Source organism: Streptomyces sp. NPDC043685 (assembly GCF_056436585.1).
This window is the reverse complement of the sequence record NZ_JBWKCH010000003.1, coordinates 491,213-512,322: the sequence shown is the minus strand read 5'-3', so window position 1 is coordinate 512,322 and position 21,110 is coordinate 491,213. Positions and strand designations below refer to the sequence as shown.

Genomic DNA, 21,110 nt, shown 5'->3' with positions numbered 1-21,110 from the left:
TCACCTCCGGGTCGCCGTGCGCTGGACCCACAGATTGATGAGGACGGCGCCGAGGAGCATCACGCCGAGGAAGGCCTTGAACCAGTCGGGGTTCCAGCCGGCGTAGACGATGCCCTGCTGCACCATGCCGAACATGAAGGCGCCGAAGACCGGGCCGATCGCGGAGCCGTAGCCACCGGTGAGCAGGCAGCCGCCGATGACGGCCGCGGCGATGTAGATGAGCTCCTGGCCCACGCCCTCGCCGGACTGCACGGTGTTGAAGGAGAACAGCTGGTGCATGCCGACGAACCAGGCGCCGAAGCCGACCAGCATGAACAGGGAGATCTTCGTGAAGGTCACGGGCACGCCGACGGCCCGCGCGGAGTCCTTGTTGCCGCCGACGGCGAAGATCCAGTTGCCGTACTTGGTGCGCAGCAGCACCCAGGTCGCCAGGGCCGCGAAGACCAGCCACCACACGACGGTGATCTTGACGTTGACCCCGCCGACGGTGAAGGTCGAGGCGAAGAGCTTCTGCGCCTGTGTGAAGCCGTCCATGTCGCTGATGTCGTCGGTGGCGACGTTGCCCGTGACCAGCTTGGTGATCGCGAGGTTGACACCCTGGAGGATCAGGAAGGTACCCAGGGTGACCAGGAAGCTCGGCAGGCCGGTCTTGACCAGCAGCCAGCCGTTGAAGGCGCCGATCGCGAGCGAGACGAGCAGGGCGACGATCACGCCGACCCAGACGTTCATGGTCAGCTGGTAGCTGAGCATCGACGCGGTCAGCGCCGAGGTGACCACGGCGACACCGGCGGACAGGTCGAACTCGCCGCCGATCATCAGCAGGGCCACGGGCAGCGCCATGATCCCGATGGTCGACGACTGGTACAGGATGTTCGCCATCGAGCTGCCGTCGCGTACCGGCGGCGCGGCGAACAGGAAGAACACGAGGACGGCGACGGCACCGAGGAAGACGCCGACCTCGGGCCGGGCGAGCAGCCGCAGCGCCAGCGGGCGCTGCCGCGTCCGGCCGTCGGACTGCTTCGGGCCGGGGGCCGGCGGTGTTCCCACCGCCGGCGTGGCCTGCTGGGTCATGCTCATCACCGGGTGCCCTTCGCGGCGAACTCCCCGATCTTGTCGACGTTGGCCTTGTCGACGAAGGCCGGGCCGGTCAGCACGGGCTGCTCGCCGCCGCCGCTGTAGTTGCCGTTGTTCTTGTAGAGCCACAGGCCGTCGACGGCCAGGTAGCCCTGCAGGTACGGCTGCTGGTCCACGGCGAACTGGATGTCGCCGCCCTTGATGGCCTTGATGAGGTCCTTGTTGAGGTCGAACGTGGCGACCTTCGCCTTGCTGCCGGCGTCGCCGACCGACTGCACCGCGGTCAGCGCGAAGGGCGCGCCGAGCGTGACGACGTAGTCGATGGACGGGTCCTGCTTCAGCTTGGCGGTGATCGTCGACTTCACGGACGGCATGTCGGTGCCGTTGACGTTCTGCGGGTCGACCTTGCCGTCGAAGGTCTTGGCGACGCCGTCGCAGCGCTGGGTGAGTCCGACGTTGCCCTGCTCCTGCATGACGCACAGGACGTGCTTGGCGCCGACGTCGTTGAGCTTCTTGCCGAAGGCCTCGCCCGCGACGGACTCGTCCTGGCCGAAGAACTCCAGCAGGTTGAGCTTCTTCCAGTCGCTCAGGCCGGAGTTGAGGCCGACCACGGGTATGCCGGACTTCTCGGCCTTGCCTATGACGCCCTTGAGCGCGTCCGGCTTGGCGAGGGTGACGGCGATGCCGTCGACCTTCTGGTCGATCGCGTTCTGGACCAGGTTGGCCTGGTTGCCCGCGTTCGGGTCGGCGGAGTAGATGAGCTTGATGTTGTCCTTGGCGGCCGCGGCCTCGGCACCCTTGCGGACGGTGTCCCAGAAGGTGTCGCCGGGTGCCTGGTGGGTGACCAGGGCGACGGTCATGCGGGGAGTGGTCGCCTTGCCGGCGGAGGCGTTCGCGGCGCCTTCCTCGGACTTCTTGCCTCCGGAACTGCTGGAGCAGCCGGCGAGGGTCAGGGCCGCTGCCGCGGCCACGGCGACGACGGGCGCGAACCTGCGAGAGCGGGGGTGAGAAGAGCGGTCCATCTTTCCTGGCACCTCACTGTGCTACTGCGGGGGAAAGGAAGGGATCACGAAGGGATCCGTGGTCCCGGAGCCTTACGGAGTCCGGATCATGATGCCGCAAACCGACTGTTGCGATGGCACGGGATACAAGTCCCTGCCGGGCCCGCTGTCAATACTTTGTTAAGACATCATTTCACGTGCAGGTCCGAATGTAAGTACAAACTATTGACAGCACCGGCCTCCGCGACCTACACCTGTGAGGCGGCAGGTCCCGTCCCTTCACGCCCCCACCGTGTCAGGGCGCCTGGGGACCCGCATCCCCAGCTTCCCGAGGAGGTCGCGCATGGCCGAGCCAGCCCAGTATTTCGATGTGATCACGATGGGCCGCATCGGGGTCGACCTCTATCCCCTCCAGACCGGCGTCCCCCTGGCCCAGGTGGAGACCTTCGGGAAGTTTCTGGGAGGTTCGGCGGCCAATGTGGCGGTCGCGGCGGCCCGCCTGGGACGCCGCACGGCGGTGATCACACGCACCGGCGACGACCCCTTCGGCATCTACCTGCACCAGGAGCTGAAGGGCTTCGGCGTCGACGACCGCTGGGTCACCCCGGTCGCGGCCCACCCGACGCCGATCACCTTCTGCGAGATCTTCCCGCCGGACGACTTCCCGCTGTACTTCTACCGCCGGCCCAAGGCCCCCGACCTGGAGATCCACACCGACGAGCTGGACTTCTTCGCGATCCGCGGGGCCCGCGTCTTCTGGATCACCGGCACCGGCCTGAGCGAGGAACCCAGCCGCTCCGCCACGCTCGCCGCCCTCAAGGCCCGCGACAAGTCCGGCGTCACCGTCTTCGACCTCGACTGGCGCCCGATGTTCTGGCGCGACCCCGAGGAGGCCCGCCCGTACTACCGCGAGGCCCTGCGCCACGCCACGGTCGCGGTCGGCAACCTCGACGAGTGCGAGATCGCCACCGGCGTGCGCGAGCCGCGGGCCTGCGCCGACGCGCTGCTGGAGGCGGGCGTGGAACTGGCCGTGGTCAAGCAGGGCCCGAAGGGCGTCCTGGCCGTGCACCGCGACGGCAGCCGGGCCGAGGTGCCGCCCGTGCCGGTCGAGGTGGTCAACGGCCTGGGCGCGGGCGACGCCTTCGGCGGCTCGCTCTGCCACGGTCTGCTCGCCGGCTGGGACCTGGAACGGACCATGCGTCACGCCAACGCCGCCGGCGCCCTCGTCGCCTCGCGCCTGGCCTGCTCCTCCGCGATGCCCACCGAGTCCGAGGTCGCCGACCTCCTCGCCGTGGCCCCGTCGCCGAGCACGAGCCACTGACGCCGTCGCCGAGCACGAGCCACTGAAACGGAGCCTTCCTTGAACATCGGCATCCCCGACCTCACCACGGTCAGAGCCCGCACCCCCGAGGCCGTCGCCGAGGCGGCGGCCCGCCGGGTGCGTCGCCCGCTGATCGGCGACAGCGGCCGGCTGATGATCGTGGCCGCCGACCACCCGGCGCGCGGCGCCCTCGGGGTCGGCGACCGGCGCCTGGCCATGGCCGACCGCGCGGACCTGCTGGAGCGGCTGTGCACCGCGCTGTCGCGGCCCGGCGTCGACGGGGTGCTCGCCACCGCCGACATCCTGGAGGACCTGCTCCTGCTCGGGGTGCTGGAGAACAAGGTCGTCATGGGCTCGATGAACCGCGGGGGCCTCGCCGGCGCCTCCTTCGAGATGGACGACCGCTTCACCGGCCACCGGGCCGAGGACATCGCCCGGCTCCGCTTCGACGCCGGCAAGCTCCTGGTCCGCATCGACTACGACGACCCGGGCTCGCTGACCACCCTGGAGTCCACCGCGCGGGCGATCGACGCCATGGCCGCCCACCGGCTGCCCCTGTTCGTCGAGCCGTTCCTGTCCCGGCGCGTGGAGGGCAAGGTCCGCAACGACCTGTCCGCCGAGGCCGTCACCAAGTCGATCGCGATCGCCTCGGGTCTGGGCGGCACCTCCGCCTACACCTGGCTGAAGCTCCCCGTCACCGACGACCCGGACGACATGGCCGAGGTCCTGGAGACCTCCACGCTGCCGGTGGTGCTGCTCGGCGGCGAGGTCGGCGACGATCAGGAGGGCGCCTACGAACGCTGGCGCAAAGCCCTGCGACTGCCCACCGTGCAGGGCATGGTCGTGGGGAGGTCGCTGCTCTACCCGGCCGGGGGCAGCGTGGAAGAGGCCGTGGACACGGCCGTCGGTCTGCTGTGATCCGGAGGACGCAATGACGTACCACCTTCCCGCCGGCAAGGCCCTCGGCGGCCCCTACACCGTCGACATCACGCCCGAGAAGGCCGGCTGGGGCCACTCCGCCCTGCGGGTCCTGGAGCTGCCGCCGGGCGGCGCGCACTCCTTCGACAGCGGCGACAGCGAGTGGATCGTCGTCCCGCTGAGCGGCGGCTGCGCGGTCGCCGTGACGGACGACTTCGGCCAGGACACCTTCGAACTGCGGGGACGGCCCGACGTGTTCAGCGGGGTCAGCGACTTCGCGTACGTCCCGCGCGACGCCCGCGCGAGCGTGACGTCCGCCGGCGGCGGCCGGTTCGCGCTGACCGGCGCGCGCTGCACCCGCCGGCTGCCCGCGCGCTACGGGCCGGCCTCCGAGGTGCCGGTGGAGCTGCGGGGCACCGGCTCCTGCTCCCGGCAGGTGAACAACTTCGGCGCGGCCGGGGTCTTCGAGTGCGACAAGCTCATCGCGGTCGAGGTGATCACCCCGGGCGGCAACTGGTCGTCGTTCCCGCCGCACAAGCACGACGAGCACCGGCCGGGCGAGGAGTCCGTGCTGGAGGAGATCTACTACTTCGAGTTCGCCGGGCACGACGGCGTCCCCGGCCTCGGCTACCAGCGCGTCTCCCCGTCCGGCCCCGGCCGCGACACCGACGTGCTCGCCGAGGTCCGTGACGGTGACGTCGTCCTCATCCCGGACGGCTGGCACGGGCCGTCGATGGCCACGCCCGGCCACCACATGTACTACCTCAACGTCATGGCGGGCCCGGAGGCCGAGCGCGCCTGGCTGATCTGCGACCACCCCGACCACGCCTGGATCCGCGACACCTGGCCGGACCAGCCGGTCGACCCCCGCCTCCCCCTCTACACCGCCCCGGAGACGTCCCGATGAGCGCCCCGACCCGCCGACTGACGACCGCCCAGGCCCTGGTGCGGTTCCTGTCCGCCCAGTACACCGAGCGGGACGGCGTGCGCCGCCGGCTCATCGCCGGGACCTGGGGCATCTTCGGCCACGGCAACGTCGCCGGGATCGGCCAGGCCCTCCTGGAGGCGGGCGAGGAGGCCATGCCGTTCCACCAGGGCCGCAACGAGCAGTCCATGGTGCACGCCGCGGTCGGGTACGCCCGGCAGCTCAACCGCCTGTCCGCGCAGGCGGTGACGACCTCCATCGGCCCGGGCGCCACCAACCTGGTCACCGGCGCGGCCCTGGCGACGATCAACCGGCTGCCGGTGCTGCTCCTGCCCGGCGACTACTTCGCCTCGCACGCCCCCGACCCGCTCCTCCAGCAGCTGGAGCACCCGGTCGAGGCCGACGTCTCGGTCAACGACACGCTGCGTCCGGTGTCGAGGTACTTCGACCGGATCACCCGCCCCGAGGCGCTGATCCCGTCGGCGCTGAACGCGATGCGCGTGCTGGCCGACCCGGCCGAGACCGGCGCCGTCACCCTGGCCCTGCCGCAGGACGTGCAGGCGGAGGCGTACGACTGGCCGGAGGAGTTCTTCGCCGAGCGCGTCTGGTCCGTACGCCGTCCCGCGCCGGACCCGGTGGAGCTGGCCGCCGCGATCGAGGCGATCCGGGCGGCCGGGCGGCCGCTGATCGTGGCGGGCGGCGGCGTCCACCACAGCGAGGCCGAGGCGGCGCTGAAGGCATTCGTGGAGGCCACGGGCATCCCGGTCGCCTCCACCCAGGCCGGCAAGGGCTCGCTGCGCCACGACCACCCCGCCGACCTCGGCGGCATCGGCCACACCGGCACGGCCGTCAGCGACGACCTCGCCCGCACCGCCGACCTGGTGATCGGCGTCGGCACCCGCTACACGGACTTCACCACCGCCTCCGGCACGCTCTTCCAGAACCCGGACGTGCGGTTCCTCAACCTCAACATCACCGGCTTCGACGCGCACAAGCTGGCCGCCCGAACGCTGGTGTGCGACGCGCGGTCCGGTCTGGAGAAGCTGGCCGAGGGCCTGGCCGGGCACCGCGTCGCGGAGGCCTACGAGACCGAGTACCGCGCCGGCAAGCAGCGCTGGGACGAGGTCGTCGAGGCCGCCTACCGGGCCGACGACGACAGCGCTGTCCCGACCCAGACCCAGGTGCTCGGCGCGCTCGACGCGGCCGTCGGCGACGACGACGTGGTCATCAACGCGGCCGGATCGCTCCCCGGCGACCTGCACAAGCTGTGGCGCTCGCGCAGCCCGCGCCAGTACCACCTGGAGTACGGCTACTCCTGCATGGGCTACGAGATCCCGGCCGCCATCGGCGTCCAGCAGGCCGCCCCGGGCACCCCGGTGTGGGCGCTCGTCGGCGACGGCACCTACCTGATGATGCCGACGGAGATCGTCACGGCCGTCCAGGAGGGACTGCCGGTCAACCTGGTCCTGATCCAGAACCACGGCTACGCCTCCATCGGCGGACTGTCGGAGGAGACCGGCGGCGAGCGCTTCGGCACCGCGTATCGCCACCGCGCCGCCGACGGCGCCTTCACCGGCGCCCCGCTGCCGGTCGACCTCGCCGCCAACGCGGCCAGCCTCGGCATGGAGGTGCTGCGCGCCAAGACCGTGCGCGAGCTGCGCGACGCCCTCGCCGCGGCCCGCGCCGGCGACCGGCCGACGTGCGTCTACGTCGAGACCGATCCGGCCCCGACCGCTCCCCCGGCCGAGGCCTGGTGGGACGTGCCGGTGGCCGAGACCGCCTCCCGGGAGGCGGCCGTCGCGGCCCGCGAGCGCTACGACCGCCAGGTGGCCGGACGCCGCCGCCACCTCTGACCCCCGCCGCTGCCCCAGGCTCCACGAAAGGCCCTTGCGCACCATGAAGACCATCACCCACTGGATCGACGGCAAGCCCGTCGAGGGCACCTCCGGCCGGTTCGGCCCCGTCTACAACCCGGCGACCGGCGCCCAGGAGAAGCAGGTCGCGTTCGCCACCGTCGACGAGGTCGACGCCGCGGTCGCCTCCGCCAGGGCCGCCTTCGACAGCTGGGGCGAGTCCTCCCTGGCCAAGCGCACGGCGATCCTGTTCAAGTACCGCGAGCTGCTGGACGCCCACCGCGACGAGATCGCCGAGCTGATCACGGCCGAGCACGGCAAGGTGCACTCCGACGCGCTCGGCGAGGTCGCGCGCGGCATGGAGATCGTGGAGCTCGCCTGCGGGATCTCCGTCCAGCTCAAGGGCGAGCTGTCCACCCAGGTCTCCACGCGGGTCGACGTCGCCTCGATCCGCCAGCCGCTGGGCGTCGTCGCGGGCATCACGCCGTTCAACTTCCCGGCCATGGTGCCGATGTGGATGTTCCCGCTGGCCATCGCGTGCGGCAACACCTTCGTGCTGAAGCCGTCCGAGAAGGACCCGTCGGCGTCCCTCCGGCTCGCCGAACTGGCCACCGAGGCCGGTCTGCCCGAGGGCGTCCTGAACATCGTGCAGGGCGACAAGACGGCCGTGGACCGCCTCCTGGAGCACCCGGACGTCGAGGCGGTGTCCTTCGTCGGCTCGACGCCGATCGCCAAGTACATCCAGTTGAAGGCCGTCGAGCACGGCAAGCGGGTGCAGGCCCTGGGCGGCGCCAAGAACCACATGCTGGTGCTGCCCGACGCCGACCTGGAACTCGCCGCCGACCAGGCCATCAACGCCGCGTACGGCTCGGCCGGCGAGCGCTGCATGGCCGTGTCGGTGGTCGTGGCCGTCGGTGACATCGGCGACGAGCTGGTCGGCAAGATCGCCGAGCGCGCGAGGAACCTCAAGATCGGTCCGGGCGACGACCCGGCCTCCGAGATGGGTCCGTTGATCACCCGCGAGCACCGCGACAAGGTGGCCTCCTACGTGGCGTCGGCCGCCGAGCAGGGCGCCGAGGTCGTGGTCGACGGCACCGGCCTGTCGGTCGACGGGCACGAGAACGGCTTCTTCCTCGGCGTCTGTCTGCTGGACCGGGTGCCGGTGACGGCGGACGCGTACCGGGACGAGATCTTCGGCCCGGTGCTGGCGGTCGTACGGGCGCAGACGTACGAGGAGGCCATCCAGCTGATCAACTCCTCCCGCTGGGGCAACGGCACCGCGATCTTCACCCGGGACGGCGGCGCGGCCCGCCGCTTCCAGCTGGAGGTCAAGGCGGGCATGGTCGGCGTCAACGTGCCGATCCCGGTCCCGGTCGGCTACCACTCCTTCGGCGGCTGGAAGGACTCCCTCTTCGGCGACCTGCACGTCTACGGCAACGACGGCATCGCCTTCTACACCCAGGGCAAGGTCATCACCACCCGCTGGCCGGACCCCTCCGACGGCGGTATCAACCTCGGTTTCCCGAGCAACTCCTGACATCGAGAGGGGGGTTCATCCATGGCGAGGACCGGTGACCGGGCCCGCACCACGGCGGCCGCCTCCGCGCTCGGTTCGCTGGACTTCGCCCTGGACCGGGGCAGTCCCGTGCCGCTGTACCACCAGCTCGCGCGGCAGCTGGAGGCGGCGATCGAGCACGGGGCCCTCGCCCCGGGCGACCTCCTGGGCAACGAGGTCGACCTGTCCGCGCGCCTGGGCCTGTCCCGCCCCACGGTCCGTCAGGCCCTCCAGTCGCTGGTCGACAAGGGCCTGCTGGTCCGGCGGCGCGGGGTGGGCACGCAGGTGGTGCACAGCCAGGTCAGGCGCCCCCTGGAACTGAGCAGTCTCTACGACGACCTGGAGACGGCCGGGCAGGCGCCGACCACGGAGGTCGTGCGCCACGAGGTCGTCCCGGCGTCCTGCGAGGTCGCCGCCGCCCTCGGGGTGCCTGAGGGCAGCGAGGTGACGGTCCTGGAACGGGTGCGCCGGACCCACGGCACGCCCGTGGCGCTGCTGTGCAACCATCTGCCCGCGGCCCTGCTGGACCTCGACAGCGCCCGCCTGGAGTCGACCGGCCTGTACAGGATGATGCGCTCGGCGGGCATCACCCTGCACAGCGCCCGCCAGACGATCGGCGCCCGCGCGGCCACGGCCCAGGAGGCGACCCGCCTGGACGAGCGGGAGGGTGCGGCGCTGCTCACCATGCAGCGCACGGCGTACGACGACACGGGGCGCCCGGTCGAGTACGGGACGCACATCTACCGGGCTTCGCGCTATTCGTTTGACTTCCAGCTGCTGGTGAGACCTTGACCCGACCCCGACCTCGGGTGCAAGGTCGTACATATACACCGTAAACATACGGTGCCACCCGACGCGAGAGTGCTGGTATGGCTCGCAGGAGACAGTCGACGACCGCACGAGGAGCCGGCTCCTCGTGGGCGCCCTCGACTGTCCTCGTCACCGGCGGGGCCGGTTTCATCGGCAGCCACACCTGCGTGGAACTGCTGGACCACGGCTACGAAGTGATCGCGGTCGACAACTACTCCAACAGCACACCGCAGGTCTTCGCCCGGGTGGAACGGATCGCCGGCCGCTTCGTCGGTGCCGTCTACGAGCTGGACATCCGTGATCGGCGCGCCCTCTCGGCCGTCTTCGACCGACACTCCGTGGACGCCGTCGTGCACTTTGCCTCGCACAAGGCCGGGGGCCTGTCGACACGGATGCCCGTTTCGTACTACGACACCAACGTCGGCGGCACCACCGCCCTGCTGCGGACCATGCACGAGCACGGGGTGCACCGGCTGCTCTACGCGTCCTCCTGCTCGCTCTACGGAGACGCCGGTGGCGGCCCGCTCGACGAGAGCACCCCGATCCGGCCCGGGACGCCGTACGCGTCCTCGAAGTGGATCTGCGAACAGATCCTCGCGGACGTGTGCCGCCGCCATCCCGAGTACTCCGTGCTGTGCCTGCGCTACCCCGTCCCGGCCGGGGCCCATCCCAGTGGACTCATCGGCGAGGACCCGCGCCACACGCCCCAGAACCTGCTGCCGTACCTGGCCCAGGTGGCCGTGGGCCGGCGCGACAAGCTCTCCGTCTACGGTGACGACTACCCCACCCGCGACGGCACCGGAATCCGGGACTACCTGCACGTCATGGACGCCGTCGAGGCGCACCGCGTCGCGCTGGAGCACTTGGCCGGCCCGCCAGGCATGGAGGTGTACAACCTGGGTGCGGGTGCGGGGAGTTCGGTTCTCGAGGTCATCACGGCGTTCTCCCGGGCCAGCGGCAGGTCGATTCCGTACGACATCGCGCCGCGCCGGCCCGGAGACGTCGCCGAGCTGGTCGCCGACGCGACGGCCGTGGGACGTGCCTGGGGCTGGCATCCCACCCGGGACCTCTCCGACGTGTGCCTGGACGCCTGGCGTTTCCAGCGGCTCAACCCGCACGGTTACGAGGACACCGCGCGGGGGCCGGAGAAGAAGGAGTAGCCGCCATGCGGCCCCCGGCTTTCCGCGCGACCCGTACGGTGAGCCGCATCCGGCGTCCGAGGACGTCATCGGCCCGCAGGCTGATGGCCGCCCACCTCGTGCCGGTCGGCATCCTCACCGTGCTCGGTATGAGCGTCCCGGTGCTGCGGACGCCGCTGTGGGCCCTCATCGGTCTGTCGGGGGTGACCGCCGTCGTCGTCGGGGTGCGGGTCCACCGGCCCCCGCACCGCCGGCCGTGGCTGGTGCTCGCCGCCGGGCTGCTGGCCTTCACCGCGGGCGCCACCTACTGCGACGTACAGCAGGCGTACCTCTCCGCGCCGCTCCCGTTCCCCTCCCCGGCGGACGCCGGCTACCTCGTCGCGTACGGCCTTTTCGCCGTGGGCCTGTCAGGTCTGGTGCGCCGGAGGGGCCGTGACCTGCCCGCTCTTCTCGACGCCCTGGTCATCACGGCCGGCCTCGCACTGCCGGTGTGGGTGTACCTGCTGCAGCCGCTGGCCCGGCAGGAGGGACTCACGTGGCAGCAGCGTCTGGTCAGCGTCGCCTCCCCGCTCGGGGACATCCTGCTGCTCGCCCTCCTCACCCGGCTCCTCGCCCGCGGCGGCCCCGGGCCGGGCACCCGGCCGTCCGTCCAGCTGCTCGTCCTGGGCTTCTGCGCCCTGTTCGGCTTCGACACCGCCCGCGGCGTCCTCCAGCTGAACGGCACCTGGCAGGCGGGCACGCCGCTCGACGTCGGCCGGATCGTGTTCTGTACGGCGTGCGGCCTCGCCGCGCTGCATCCCTCCATGGCGCGGCTGACCGCCCCGGCCTCCCTGTCGCCGTCCCTGCTGCCACCCCGGTGGCGGCTGATGCTGCTCGCCGCCGCGACCCTGATCCCGCCCGCGATCCTCGTTCATGAGGAGAGCCTGGGTCTGGGCTACGACGCCACCGTGCTGGCCGCGTTCTCCGGGGCGCTGTTCCTTCTGGTGATCCTCCGGCTCGCCCTGATGGTCGTCGCGCACCGCCGGGCCATGACGCGAGAGCTGGCCCTGCGCACCGCGGCCGCGTCCCTGGTCGGGGCCTTCTGGCCGACGGAGGTCGAGCGGGTGTGCGATGACGCGGTCACCGCCCTCTTCGGGCCGCAGGGCCGGCACGTGACCCTGCTGCTGTCGGCCGGGGAGGCCCGGGACCTCTGCGCGCGCCTGGCGCGCCGCCCCGCCTGGGAGGACGGCCCCGGTGCCATGCGAGACGGGGCTGCTGAGGTGGCCCTGGGCCGCACCGTCATGGTTACGGTCGACGCACTCGGGCCCGAGATCGCCGCCCGGCTCGGCGCGCTGCCGACCGCCCTGCTCTGCCCCATGGTCCCGTCCGAGCGGCCGGCCGGCAGCGAGCTCCCGGGCGCGCTGCTGGCGGCCGGGTCCGAACGCGAGCTCAGCGAGATGCGCGGCTCGCTGGAGCTGCTCGCCTCGCATGTGGGGCTCGCGACAGAACGCATCGCTCTGCGGCGGGAGGTGATCCGCAAGGAGAACGAGGCGTACTTCCGCACGCTCGTGCACAACGCCTCGGACGTCATCCTCATCGTCGACGACGACACCACCGTCCGCTACGCCAGTCCGTCCGCGCCGAGCGTGTTCGGCAGCACCGAACTCACCGGCATCCGGCTGCCGGACCTGGTGGACCCCCGGGAACAGGACCGGGTCGTCCGGAGCCTGGCGGCCACGAGCGACATCGGCCCGCAGGAAGTGCAGGACAGCTGGTGGGTGCTCCGGGACACGGACCGCATCGAGGTGGAGGTGCGCTGTCGCGACCTGCGCCGGGACCCGACCGTGGGCGGCCTGGTCGTCACCCTGCGGGACGTCACCGAGCAGCGGCAGCTGGAGCACGAACTGACCCGGAGGGCCTTCCACGACTCCCTGACCGGCCTGCCCAACCGCGCCCTGCTGCTGGAGCGGACCGAACGCGCGCTGCGCCGGGGCCATCGGGAGTCGACGACCACCTGCCTGCTCTTCGTCGACCTGGACGACTTCAAGATCGTCAACGACACGCTCGGCCATTCGGTCGGCGACCGGCTGCTGTGCGCCGTGGCCGAGCGCCTGTCGGGGACGCTGCGCCGTACCGACACCGCGGCGCGGCTGGGCGGCGATGAGTTCGCCGTGCTGGTCGAGGACGCGGAGCAGCCCCTCGACGCCGAAGTACTGGCCGCCCACGTCGTCCGGGCGCTGAGCCGGCCGTTCCATCTCGATGTGGAGACGGTGAGCGTCTCGGCCAGCGTGGGCGTGGCCACGACGGAGGACAGCACGGACGCCGGGGACCTGCTGGCACTGGCCGACCTGGCCCTCTACGCGGCCAAGACGTCCGGCAAGCGCACCTGGCGCCGGTTCCGGCCCCAGCAGCGGATTCGTGTGGTGGAGCGGCACGACCTGCAGGCACGGCTCGACCAGGCTGTGAGGAAGGAGCAGTTCGGCATGCGCTATCAGCCGGTGGTGGACATCGTGGGGGGCGATGTCGTGGGCTTCGAGGCTCTCGTCCGCTGGCCGGAACTCGGGCCCGATCCGGTCCCACCGGGGCAGTTCATCCCGCTCGCCGAGGAGACCGGGCACATCTCGGCGCTGGGCGCCTGGGTGCTGCGCAGGGCCACGGCCGACCTCGCCCGGCTCCAGCACCGCACGCCGGGGTTCGATCCGCCGTACCTCAGCGTCAATGTGTCCGCCCGGCAGTGGCGGGACACCACCTTCCTGAACGAGGTGTGCAGCGCCCTGGACACCACCGGCCTCGCCGCGGGCACGCTGCAGCTGGAACTCACCGAGTCGGTGCTCATGCGGCGGACCGCGCAGATCGATGCGCAGATCCAGGCACTGAAGGACCGCGGGGTGCGCATCGCGGTCGACGACTTCGGCACCGGGTTCTCCTCGCTGCGCTATCTCCGGGACTTCCCCATCGACGTACTGAAGATCGACAAGTCGTTCATCGACGGTATCCCGCACGATCCCCGGCAGGTCGCCCTGGTCGAGGGCATCGTCCATCTCGCCGACACCCTGGGCCTCCAGGTGATCGCCGAGGGCATCGAGGAGGAGCCGCAGCAGGAACTGCTGGCGGGCATCGGATGCCGGTACGGGCAGGGCTTCCTGTTCGCCCGGCCCCTGACGCTGGAACAGGGCGAGGCCGTGCTGCGGCAGCGCAACGACGGTCACCGGGTGGCCGGTTGAGGGCGAGGACCGCCGGCTTCACCACCGGGCCCGCGGATTTCGCCGGCTCCACGGGGACGCCGGTGACAGTCCGAACGCCGTCTCCACCAGCGCGATGTGACTGAACGCCTTCGGCGCGTTGCCCAGTTGGCGGCCCGCGACCGGGTCCCACTGCTCGGCCAGCAGACCGACGTCATTACGGGTGGCGAGGACCCGTTCGAAAGCTTCTTGGGCCTGCCTGCGGTGCCCTGTGGCGGCGAGGGCGTCGGCGTACCAGAGGGAGCAGGAGACGAAAGTGCCCTCGGTGTCGTCCGGTTCATCCGGCCCGGCGCCCTGCGTGTACCGCCGGACGAACCCGCCGTGATCGAGCCGGCTCAGGGCGCGCACGGTGGCGCACACCCGCTCGTCGCCGGCGGGCAGGAACCCCACCCGGGGGATGAGCAGCGCCGAGGCGTCCAGGCCGGGTGCTCCGTAGGACTGCACGAAGGACTGCTGGGTGGCGTCCCAACCCTCCCGGCAGACCTCCCGGTGCACCTCCTCGCGCATGGCCCGCCACTGCCCGGAGGAGCCATTGCGCCCGAGCAACTCGCCCATGCGCACGGCGCGGTCGGCGGCCACCCACGTCATGACCTTGGAGTGCACGAACTGGCGTCGCCGGCCGCCGACCTGCCACAGGCCCTGGTCCGGTTCGCGCCAGTGCCGCAGCAGGAAACCCATGAGCGACTCGACCAGCTCCCACACATGGGCCGGCATCGGGATCCCCGCGCGCAGCGACAGCCACAGCGTGTCCATGACTTCGCCGTAAAGGTCCAGTTGGAAGCAGCTGACCGCCGAGGTCCCGAACCGCACGGGCTGGGAGCCCTCGTAACCGGGCAGCCAGGGCGCCTCGGTCTCGGGCAGCAGCCGCTGCCCCTTGACGCCGTAGACCGTCTGCAGGTCGGCGGGGTCCCCCGCGATGGCCCGCACCAGCCAGTCGAGCCAGGCCGTGGCCTCGTCCCGGTATCCGCTGCGCAGCAGGCAGGACAGGGTCCGGCTGGAGTCGCGCAGCCAGCAGAACCGGTAGTCCCAGTTGCTCTCGCCGCCGATGCGTCCGGGCAGCGAGGTGGTGGGGGCGGCGACGATGCCGCCCGTGGGGGCGTAGGTGAGGGCCTTGAGGGTGATGAGGGAACGCACCACGGCGTCCCGCCACGGTCCCTGGTAGCGGCACCGGGCGGCCCAGCGACGCCAGAAGTCGGCGGTCTCCTTCAGGGCGGTCTCCGCGGGGACGGACATGGGCGTCGGAGGGGCGGGGCGGTGCGAGGGGGTCCATCCCAGGGTGAGGGCCAGCCGGCGCCCGGCCGTGACGGTGAATTCCCAGACCGTGGCGTCCTGGTCGCCCCGGTCCCGCACATGGCCGTCGGCGCCGAGCCAGACGGCGTCCGGGCCGGCGACCGCGACGGTGCAGTGGCCGACCTCCCGGACCCAGGGCACGACCCGGCCCTGGTGGAAGCGGAGCCGCAGGTCGCTGCGCAGGTCCACGGTGCCCGAGAGGCCCTCGACGAGCCGGACGATGCACGGCACGTCGGCCCGCGGAGGCATCAGGTCGGTCACGCGCACCGTCCCCGTGGGGGTTTCCCATACGGAGTCGAGGATCAGCGTGTCGGCGCGATAGGAGCGGCGGGCGCAGAGGCCACCGGAGACCGGGGCCAGGCGCCAGTGTCCGTTGTCCTCGGTGCCCAGCAGGGCCGCCAGGCAGGCCGGGGAGTCGAAACGGGGCAGGCAGAGCCAGTCGACCGACCCGTCCCGGCCGACCATGGCGGCCGTCTCCAGATCGCTGATGAGGGCGTAATCCTCGATGGGTGAGTTCATGATCGGGGGCTACGCCGTCGTGCACTTCGCCGCTTTCCACGATACGCCGCACAAAGCGCCCGGCACAGGCGTTCTCAGCTGCGGAAAACACACCACCCTTGACCTCTGGAACAAAAGGGGCAAGATGTACGTATACGACGTAAATATATGGCGTCCTCGGGGGCGCCTGACCGGGAGATCCGGCATCATGAACAACACGCATCGTCTGACCGAACACCCCTCCTTCACCCAGGCCGACGGCAACGGTTCGCTCCACCCGGACCGCGCCGCCCACCCGCTGCGCCGGGCCGGGGACCGTCCCCCACCCCGCGCCACCGTGAGCCTGGTCGTCCCCGCCCGCAACGAGGCGCGCAACATCCCCTGGGTCTTCGAGCAGATCCCGGACTGCGTCGACGAGGTCATCCTGGTCGACGGAGACTCCGCCGACTGCACGGTGCACATGGCGACCCGGTGCCTGCCGACCGTCCGCCACGTCGAGCAGAGCGGCCCGGGCAAGGGCAACGCCCTGCGCACCGGCTTCCTCTCGGCGACCGGCGACCACATCGTGATGATGGACGCCGACGGCAGCATGCTCCCCGGGGAGATCCCGCACTACCTGCACTTCCTCGACAACGGCTTCGACTTCGTCAAGGGCTCGCGGTTCATCGCGGGCGGCGGCTCCCTCGACATCACCCGCATCCGGCGGCTCGGCAACCAGGTCCTGCTGGCCGCCCTGAACCACCTCTACGACGCCAAGCTGACGGACCTCTGCTACGGGTTCTGCGCCTTCCGCCGTGCCTTCCTCGACGACCTCGACCTGCACTCCTCCGGGTTCGAGATCGAGACCGAGATGATCGCCCACGCCCTGCGCTCAGGGCTGCGCATCGCCGAGGTCCCGAGCCTCGAACTGCCCCGCCGCAGCGGGCGTTCCAACCTGCACGCCGTATCCGACGGCCGTCGGGTGCTGCATACGCTGCTGTCAGAACGGCCCGGCGCTCGCTCCCCCGGGCGTGCCGGAGGGAGCGCGGCATGAGCGCCACCCGGCGACCTGCGGTCGTTTTCCGTTCCCCGGCGACGGATCCCGGTCCGGCCGAGTCCGTGTACACGCCGGTCCGGGTCGTCGACGTCGATCTGACACGGCCGTACGACTTCCGTCCGCCCGCAGGCCCGGGCCCGGTCCGTCCGGTGACGCCGGTGCTGGCCCTGGTACGACTGCGCGGCCGCCCTCTGGGTCTGGTCGCGGCGGACGGCCGCCAGGAAGGCACGCCCGAGGAGCTGTGGCGGTCCGTGGCCGACACGGCCCGGCGGCGATTCCTGCTTCCGCGCACGGGAAACCCCGCCCGGGCCACCTCGCTCGTCCCGCCGCCCATCAGCGTGATCATCGCGACGCACAACCGGCCGGAGATGCTCCGGGCGTGCCTGGACTCCCTCCTGCGGGTCGAGTACCAGGACTTCGAAGTGATCGTCGTGGACAACGCCCCGGCCGACGACGGGGCCGAGCGGCTGGTCCGCGACGCGTACGGGGGCCGGGTGCGCTACGTCCGGGAGCCGACGGCGGGCCTGGCCCACGCGCACAACCGGGGCCTGGCCGCCGCCCGTGGCGAGATCGCCGCCTTCACCGACGACGACACCCTGGTCGACCCGGGCTGGCTCACCGCGATCGCGGAGGGCTTCGCCCAGGATCCCGGTGTCGGCTGTGTCACCGGACTCATAGTCCCGGCCGAGTTGGAGACCGCTGCCCAGGCGGCGCTGGAGCACCATGGCGGTTTCGCCAAGGGGTACGCACCGCGCACCTGGTCCCTGCGCGACCCGCCGAAGGACCCCCTGTTCCCGTTCACGGCGGGGCGCTTCGGCTCCGGCACCAACATGGCCTTCCGCATGTCCGCGCTGCGGGCGCTGGGCGGCTTCGACCCGGCCACGGGCACCGGGACCCCGGCCCACGGCGGTGACGACCTGCTCGCCTTCTTCCGGGTCCTGACGGCCGGTCACACCCTGGCCTACCAGCCGGACGCGATCGTCTGGCACCGCCACCGCCGCACGCACGACGCCCTGGCTGCCCAGGCATTCGGCTACGGGGCCGGTCTCGGCGCGTACCTCACCGGCGCCCTGGTGAACGAGCCCCGCATGCTTCCGGCTTTGCTGCGCAGGCTGCCCCGGGGCATCCGGTACGCCCTGGCACACGCGCACCGCGCAGCGCACGCGGACGACACCCGGACACGACGGCTCGCCCACCTGGAACTGCGCGGCCTGCTGTACGGGCCGGTCGGCTATCTGCGCAGCCGCCGCCGGAACCACACCTGCGGCGCCGGGGCCTGAGGAGAGATTGTGTACACGACGCCGGACACCATGCCCGAGGAGACAACCGACGGACCCGAGGCCACGAACATCCCCGGCCCGGGGCGGTCTCTGGCCACGGCGGTGCGCGCCGGGATCGCCCGCGTCCTGCCCAGTGAGCCGCTGGTGCGCAATGGGCATCTGCTGGCGATCAGTTCCCTGGTCAACGCGGGAGTCGGCGCGATCTTCTGGCTGTTCGCCACCCACTGGTACGACGACGAGGTCGTGGGCGTGAGTTACTCCGCCCTGTCCGCGTCCCTGCTCCTGGCCAACATCGGCCAGCTCAACCTCAACGACTTCCTGATCCGGTTCCTGCCGTGCTCCGGACGCCAGACCCGCAGACTGCTGCTCACCTGCTACGCGGTGACTGCCTCGTGGAGCGCCGTGGTCTGCCTCGTCTTCGTCCTCCTCGTGCCCGCCCTCTCGCCCGAACTGGCCTTTCTGCGGGACCCCTTGGTCGCGGTCTGGTTCGTGGCGGCGACCGCCGCGTACACCATCTTCGTGCTGCAGGACGGGGCGCTGACGGCGATGCGCCGCCCTGGCTGGGTGGTGGCGGAGAACATGGTCTTCGCGTTCGTAAAGATCGCGCTGCTCGCCGGTGGCGCGCTCCTGGTCCTGAAGACCGGGATCCTGCTGTCCTGGGCGGGAGCCCTGCTCGTCTCCCTTATCGTGGCCAACTACCTCCTGCTGCGACGGGCGGTGCCGCGCCACGAACGGGAGAACCCGGACGCCGTGCGCCCGCCGCGGCTGCTCAGCTACGCCGCGGCCGACTACACGGGCTCCCTGTTCCGCATGGCCGCCTACACGCTCGTGCCCCTGATGGTGCTGAGCGCCCTCGGGGCGGCGCAGAGCGCCTACTTCTCACTCGCGTGGATCATCGGCTACGTGCTGTTCCTGGTGGTGCGCAACATGGGCAGCTCGCTGGTCGTCGAGGCGGTGCGCCGCCCCGAACGGCTGGCGGAACACGGGCTGCGGGTGCTGCGCCACTCCGGGATGATGCTGGCCGCCGGTGTCGCCGTGATCGTCGCGGCTGCCCCGTGGATCCTGAAGCTGTTCGGGCCCGGATACGCCGAGAACGGCACCACCCTGCTGCGTCTGCTCGCCCTCTCCGCACTGCCCAACCTGGTGTTCAGCGTGGCCGTGGACGTGTTGCGTGCCCGGCGGCGCATGCGCCTGGTGGTCGGGCTGCAGATCGCCCTGTGCGTGCTGGTGCTGGGGCTGGTGCATCTGCTGCTGCCGGTGCTCGGGGTGACGGGCGCGGGTGTCGCCTGGCTGATGGCGGAGTGCCTCATCGCAACGCCCTTGCTGATCTGGCGGTCCCGCTGGCTGACGGCCCCTTCCCGGCAGGACGCCATGAGCTCCGGGAGTACCTCATGAACGCCGCACCGAGCCTCTCCGTCATCGTGTGCGCCTACACGCTCGGCCGCTGGGAGGACATCCAGGCCGCCATCGCCTCGGTCCAGTCCCAGCGCCGTCCGCCGGACGAGGTCCTGCTGGTCGTCGACCACTGCCCGGAACTCCACCGCCTCGCCACCCGCATGCTGCACGACGTCCGGGTGTTGCCCAACCGGCAGCACAAGGGCCTGTCCGGCGCCAGGAACACCGGCGTCGAGGCGGCCGTCGGAGACGTGGTGGCCTTCCTCGACGACGACGCCACCGCACATCCGTCATGGACGGCCCGCCTCCTCGCGAACCACCGCGATCCGCGGGTCGCCGGGGTCGGCGGGCTCGTCGTGCCCTGGTGGGAGACGGACCGGCCGCCCTGGTTCCCCCCGGAGTTCGACTGGGTGGTGGGCTGCTCGTACCGCGGACTGCCCGAAGAGCCCGCACCGATCCGCAACTTCATCGGGGCCAACATGTCCTTCCGCAGGGATGTGCTCCGCGCGGCCGGCGGCTTCCGCACGGACCTGGGCCGGGTGGGGACGCGGCCCCTCGGGTGCGAGGAGACCGAACTGTGCCTGCGCATCAGGTCCCGCCGCCCGGACGCCGTGCTGCTCTACGACCCCTCGGCCGCCGTCCGCCACCGCGTCCCCGCCGCACGCGCCACATGGTCGTACTTCCGGGCGCGCTGCTACGCCGAGGGGCTCTCCAAAGCACTGGTGGCGAGGTACAGCGAAGGCGCCGCCGCCCTGTCCAGCGAGCGCGCCTACCTCGCGTCGACCATCCCCCACGCCTACCGCGAGGCCCTCCGCCGCGCCCGGCCCGCCCCGGCGCGGACGGTCCTCGCCCTGACCCTCGGTGTCGGCGCCACCGCCGCGGGGTACGCCGTGGGCTCGGTGCGCACCCGGCGCTCTACGCCCGCTGAACCGGCCCACCGCGTTCCGGCGAGGGAGCGGGCGGCATGACACACCAGCCCGTCCCCGTCTTCCTGTACCACTCGGTGTCCGCCGACCCTCCGTCGTGGATCGCCCCGTTCACGGTGCGCCCGCGGGTCTTCGCCGAGCAACTCGATCTCCTCACGGACACCGGTCTCGAGATCGTCCCGCTGCGGCGTCTGGTCGCGGCGCTGCGCGGCGGTCCGCCGCTGCCGCCCCGCTCTGCCGTGCTGACCTTCGACGACGGGTTCGCGGACTTCCACTCCACCGTGGCACCACTGCTCGCCGCTCGGGGGCTGCCGGCGACCCTCTACGTCACGACGGGCGCGCTGGGTGGACCGTCCTGGCCGCCGGAGAGGGGCAGTCTCCTCCCGCCCGCACCGATGCTGACCTGGCGTCAGGTGCAGGAACTGGACCCGCTCGTCGAGATCGGGGGGCACACCCGGAGCCACCCGCAGCTGGACACTCTCCTGCGGCAGGACGCCCGAGAGGAGGTCGAGGGCTGCAAGGCCCGTCTGGAAGACACCCTCGGGCATCGTGTCGACGCCTTCGCCTACCCCCATGGCTACTCCAGCCGCTCGGTCCGCCGGCTGGTGGACGAGGCGGGCTGGACCTCGGCCACGGCCGTCCGGTACGGCTTCAGCTCCGGCGCGGACGAACGCTTGCGCATCGCCCGGCTGATGGTGCGCGCCGACACCACACGGGACCGCTTCCTGGCCTGGGCACACGGCGCGGGCGCGCCCGTGGCCCCGTTCCCCGAGCGGGCCAGGACCAAGGCCTGGCGCGGCTACCGGCGCCTGCTGGCCGGCATCGACCACCCCTACCGGTCGCTGCCCACGCTCGCCGGGTGAGGATC

The 21,110-nt window shown here is 71.7% G+C and carries 16 protein-coding genes; 13 read left to right on the top strand and 3 right to left on the bottom strand.

Going from position 1 to position 21,110, the window contains the following annotated elements; translation table 11 throughout:
• Both AC0665_RS11530 and AC0665_RS11525 read right to left on the bottom strand, forming a co-directional pair.
• Entirely contained in the window at window positions 1-1,077 is a 1,077-nt protein-coding gene (locus AC0665_RS11530) for an ABC transporter permease (protein ID WP_468404147.1), read from the bottom strand.
• Window positions 1,077-2,096 (bottom strand): sugar ABC transporter substrate-binding protein, encoded by a 1,020-nt coding sequence (locus tag AC0665_RS11525; RefSeq protein ID WP_468404145.1) that lies wholly within the window; start codon window positions 2,094-2,096, stop codon window positions 1,077-1,079. Before AC0665_RS11525 ends, AC0665_RS11530 begins: the two co-directional genes overlap by 1 nt.
• Before the next feature lie 322 nt (window positions 2,097-2,418).
• On the opposite strand from AC0665_RS11525, the gene iolC reads away from it, so the two are divergent.
• From iolC to AC0665_RS11485, 8 genes are all read left to right on the top strand, one after another.
• Window positions 2,419-3,396 carry a 5-dehydro-2-deoxygluconokinase gene (gene iolC, locus AC0665_RS11520; protein WP_478704886.1) on the top strand — a complete coding sequence of 326 codons (978 nt, stop codon included), beginning with the start codon at window positions 2,419-2,421 and terminating at the stop codon, window positions 3,394-3,396.
• Window positions 3,397-3,435: 39 nt separating this feature from the next.
• Window positions 3,436-4,314, top strand: coding sequence for a Cgl0159 family (beta/alpha)8-fold protein (locus AC0665_RS11515; RefSeq protein WP_366049683.1), 879 nt, complete (start codon window positions 3,436-3,438; stop codon window positions 4,312-4,314).
• A gap of 13 nt (window positions 4,315-4,327) precedes the next feature.
• Window positions 4,328-5,221: a 5-deoxy-glucuronate isomerase gene (gene iolB / locus AC0665_RS11510; RefSeq protein ID WP_363116716.1), complete on the top strand. Its 894-nt coding sequence runs from the start codon at window positions 4,328-4,330 to the stop codon at window positions 5,219-5,221.
• Window positions 5,218-7,092, top strand: coding sequence for a 3D-(3,5/4)-trihydroxycyclohexane-1,2-dione acylhydrolase (decyclizing) (gene iolD, locus AC0665_RS11505; RefSeq protein WP_478704885.1), 1,875 nt, complete (start codon window positions 5,218-5,220; stop codon window positions 7,090-7,092). Before iolB ends, iolD begins: the two co-directional genes overlap by 4 nt.
• A gap of 43 nt (window positions 7,093-7,135) precedes the next feature.
• On the top strand, window positions 7,136-8,629 hold the full coding sequence (locus AC0665_RS11500; protein WP_468632577.1) for a CoA-acylating methylmalonate-semialdehyde dehydrogenase: 1,494 nt from the start codon (window positions 7,136-7,138) through the stop codon (window positions 8,627-8,629).
• A gap of 21 nt (window positions 8,630-8,650) precedes the next feature.
• Complete coding sequence (locus tag AC0665_RS11495) at window positions 8,651-9,439, top strand: GntR family transcriptional regulator (RefSeq protein ID WP_478605939.1); 789 nt, start codon at window positions 8,651-8,653, stop codon at window positions 9,437-9,439.
• A 77-nt stretch (window positions 9,440-9,516) separates the two neighbouring features.
• The gene (gene galE, locus AC0665_RS11490; protein ID WP_478605942.1) at window positions 9,517-10,617 is read left to right on the top strand and encodes a UDP-glucose 4-epimerase GalE; all 1,101 of its coding nucleotides are present in this window, start codon (window positions 9,517-9,519) and stop codon (window positions 10,615-10,617) included.
• Between the two features lie 5 nt (window positions 10,618-10,622).
• The gene (locus AC0665_RS11485; RefSeq protein ID WP_478704884.1) at window positions 10,623-13,799 is read left to right on the top strand and encodes a putative bifunctional diguanylate cyclase/phosphodiesterase; all 3,177 of its coding nucleotides are present in this window, start codon (window positions 10,623-10,625) and stop codon (window positions 13,797-13,799) included.
• A gap of 18 nt (window positions 13,800-13,817) precedes the next feature.
• Here the strand turns inward: AC0665_RS11485 and AC0665_RS11480 are convergent, their stop codons facing one another.
• Window positions 13,818-15,626, bottom strand: a complete 1,809-nt coding sequence (locus tag AC0665_RS11480) for a glycoside hydrolase family 15 protein (RefSeq protein ID WP_478605947.1) — start codon at window positions 15,624-15,626, stop codon at window positions 13,818-13,820.
• A 187-nt stretch (window positions 15,627-15,813) separates the two neighbouring features.
• Between AC0665_RS11480 and AC0665_RS11475 the strand changes: the two genes are divergently transcribed.
• The 5 genes from AC0665_RS11475 to AC0665_RS11455 are packed head-to-tail and all read left to right on the top strand — an operon-like array spanning window position 15,814 to window position 21,105.
• Window positions 15,814-16,638, top strand: a complete 825-nt coding sequence (locus tag AC0665_RS11475; protein ID WP_478605950.1) for a glycosyltransferase family 2 protein — start codon at window positions 15,814-15,816, stop codon at window positions 16,636-16,638.
• Entirely contained in the window at window positions 16,635-17,921 is a 1,287-nt protein-coding gene (locus AC0665_RS11470; RefSeq protein WP_478605952.1) for a glycosyltransferase family 2 protein, read from the top strand. Before AC0665_RS11475 ends, AC0665_RS11470 begins: the two co-directional genes overlap by 4 nt.
• Before the next feature lie 30 nt (window positions 17,922-17,951).
• Window positions 17,952-19,316, top strand: coding sequence for a lipopolysaccharide biosynthesis protein (locus tag AC0665_RS11465; protein WP_478704883.1), 1,365 nt, complete (start codon window positions 17,952-17,954; stop codon window positions 19,314-19,316).
• Window positions 19,313-20,284 (top strand): glycosyltransferase family 2 protein, encoded by a 972-nt coding sequence (locus AC0665_RS11460; protein WP_478605956.1) that lies wholly within the window; start codon window positions 19,313-19,315, stop codon window positions 20,282-20,284. The genes AC0665_RS11465 and AC0665_RS11460 overlap by 4 nt, the downstream gene beginning before the upstream one ends.
• The gene (locus AC0665_RS11455) at window positions 20,281-21,105 is read left to right on the top strand and encodes a polysaccharide deacetylase family protein (protein ID WP_478605958.1); all 825 of its coding nucleotides are present in this window, start codon (window positions 20,281-20,283) and stop codon (window positions 21,103-21,105) included. Before AC0665_RS11460 ends, AC0665_RS11455 begins: the two co-directional genes overlap by 4 nt.
• Window positions 21,106-21,110: the final 5 nt, after the last annotated feature.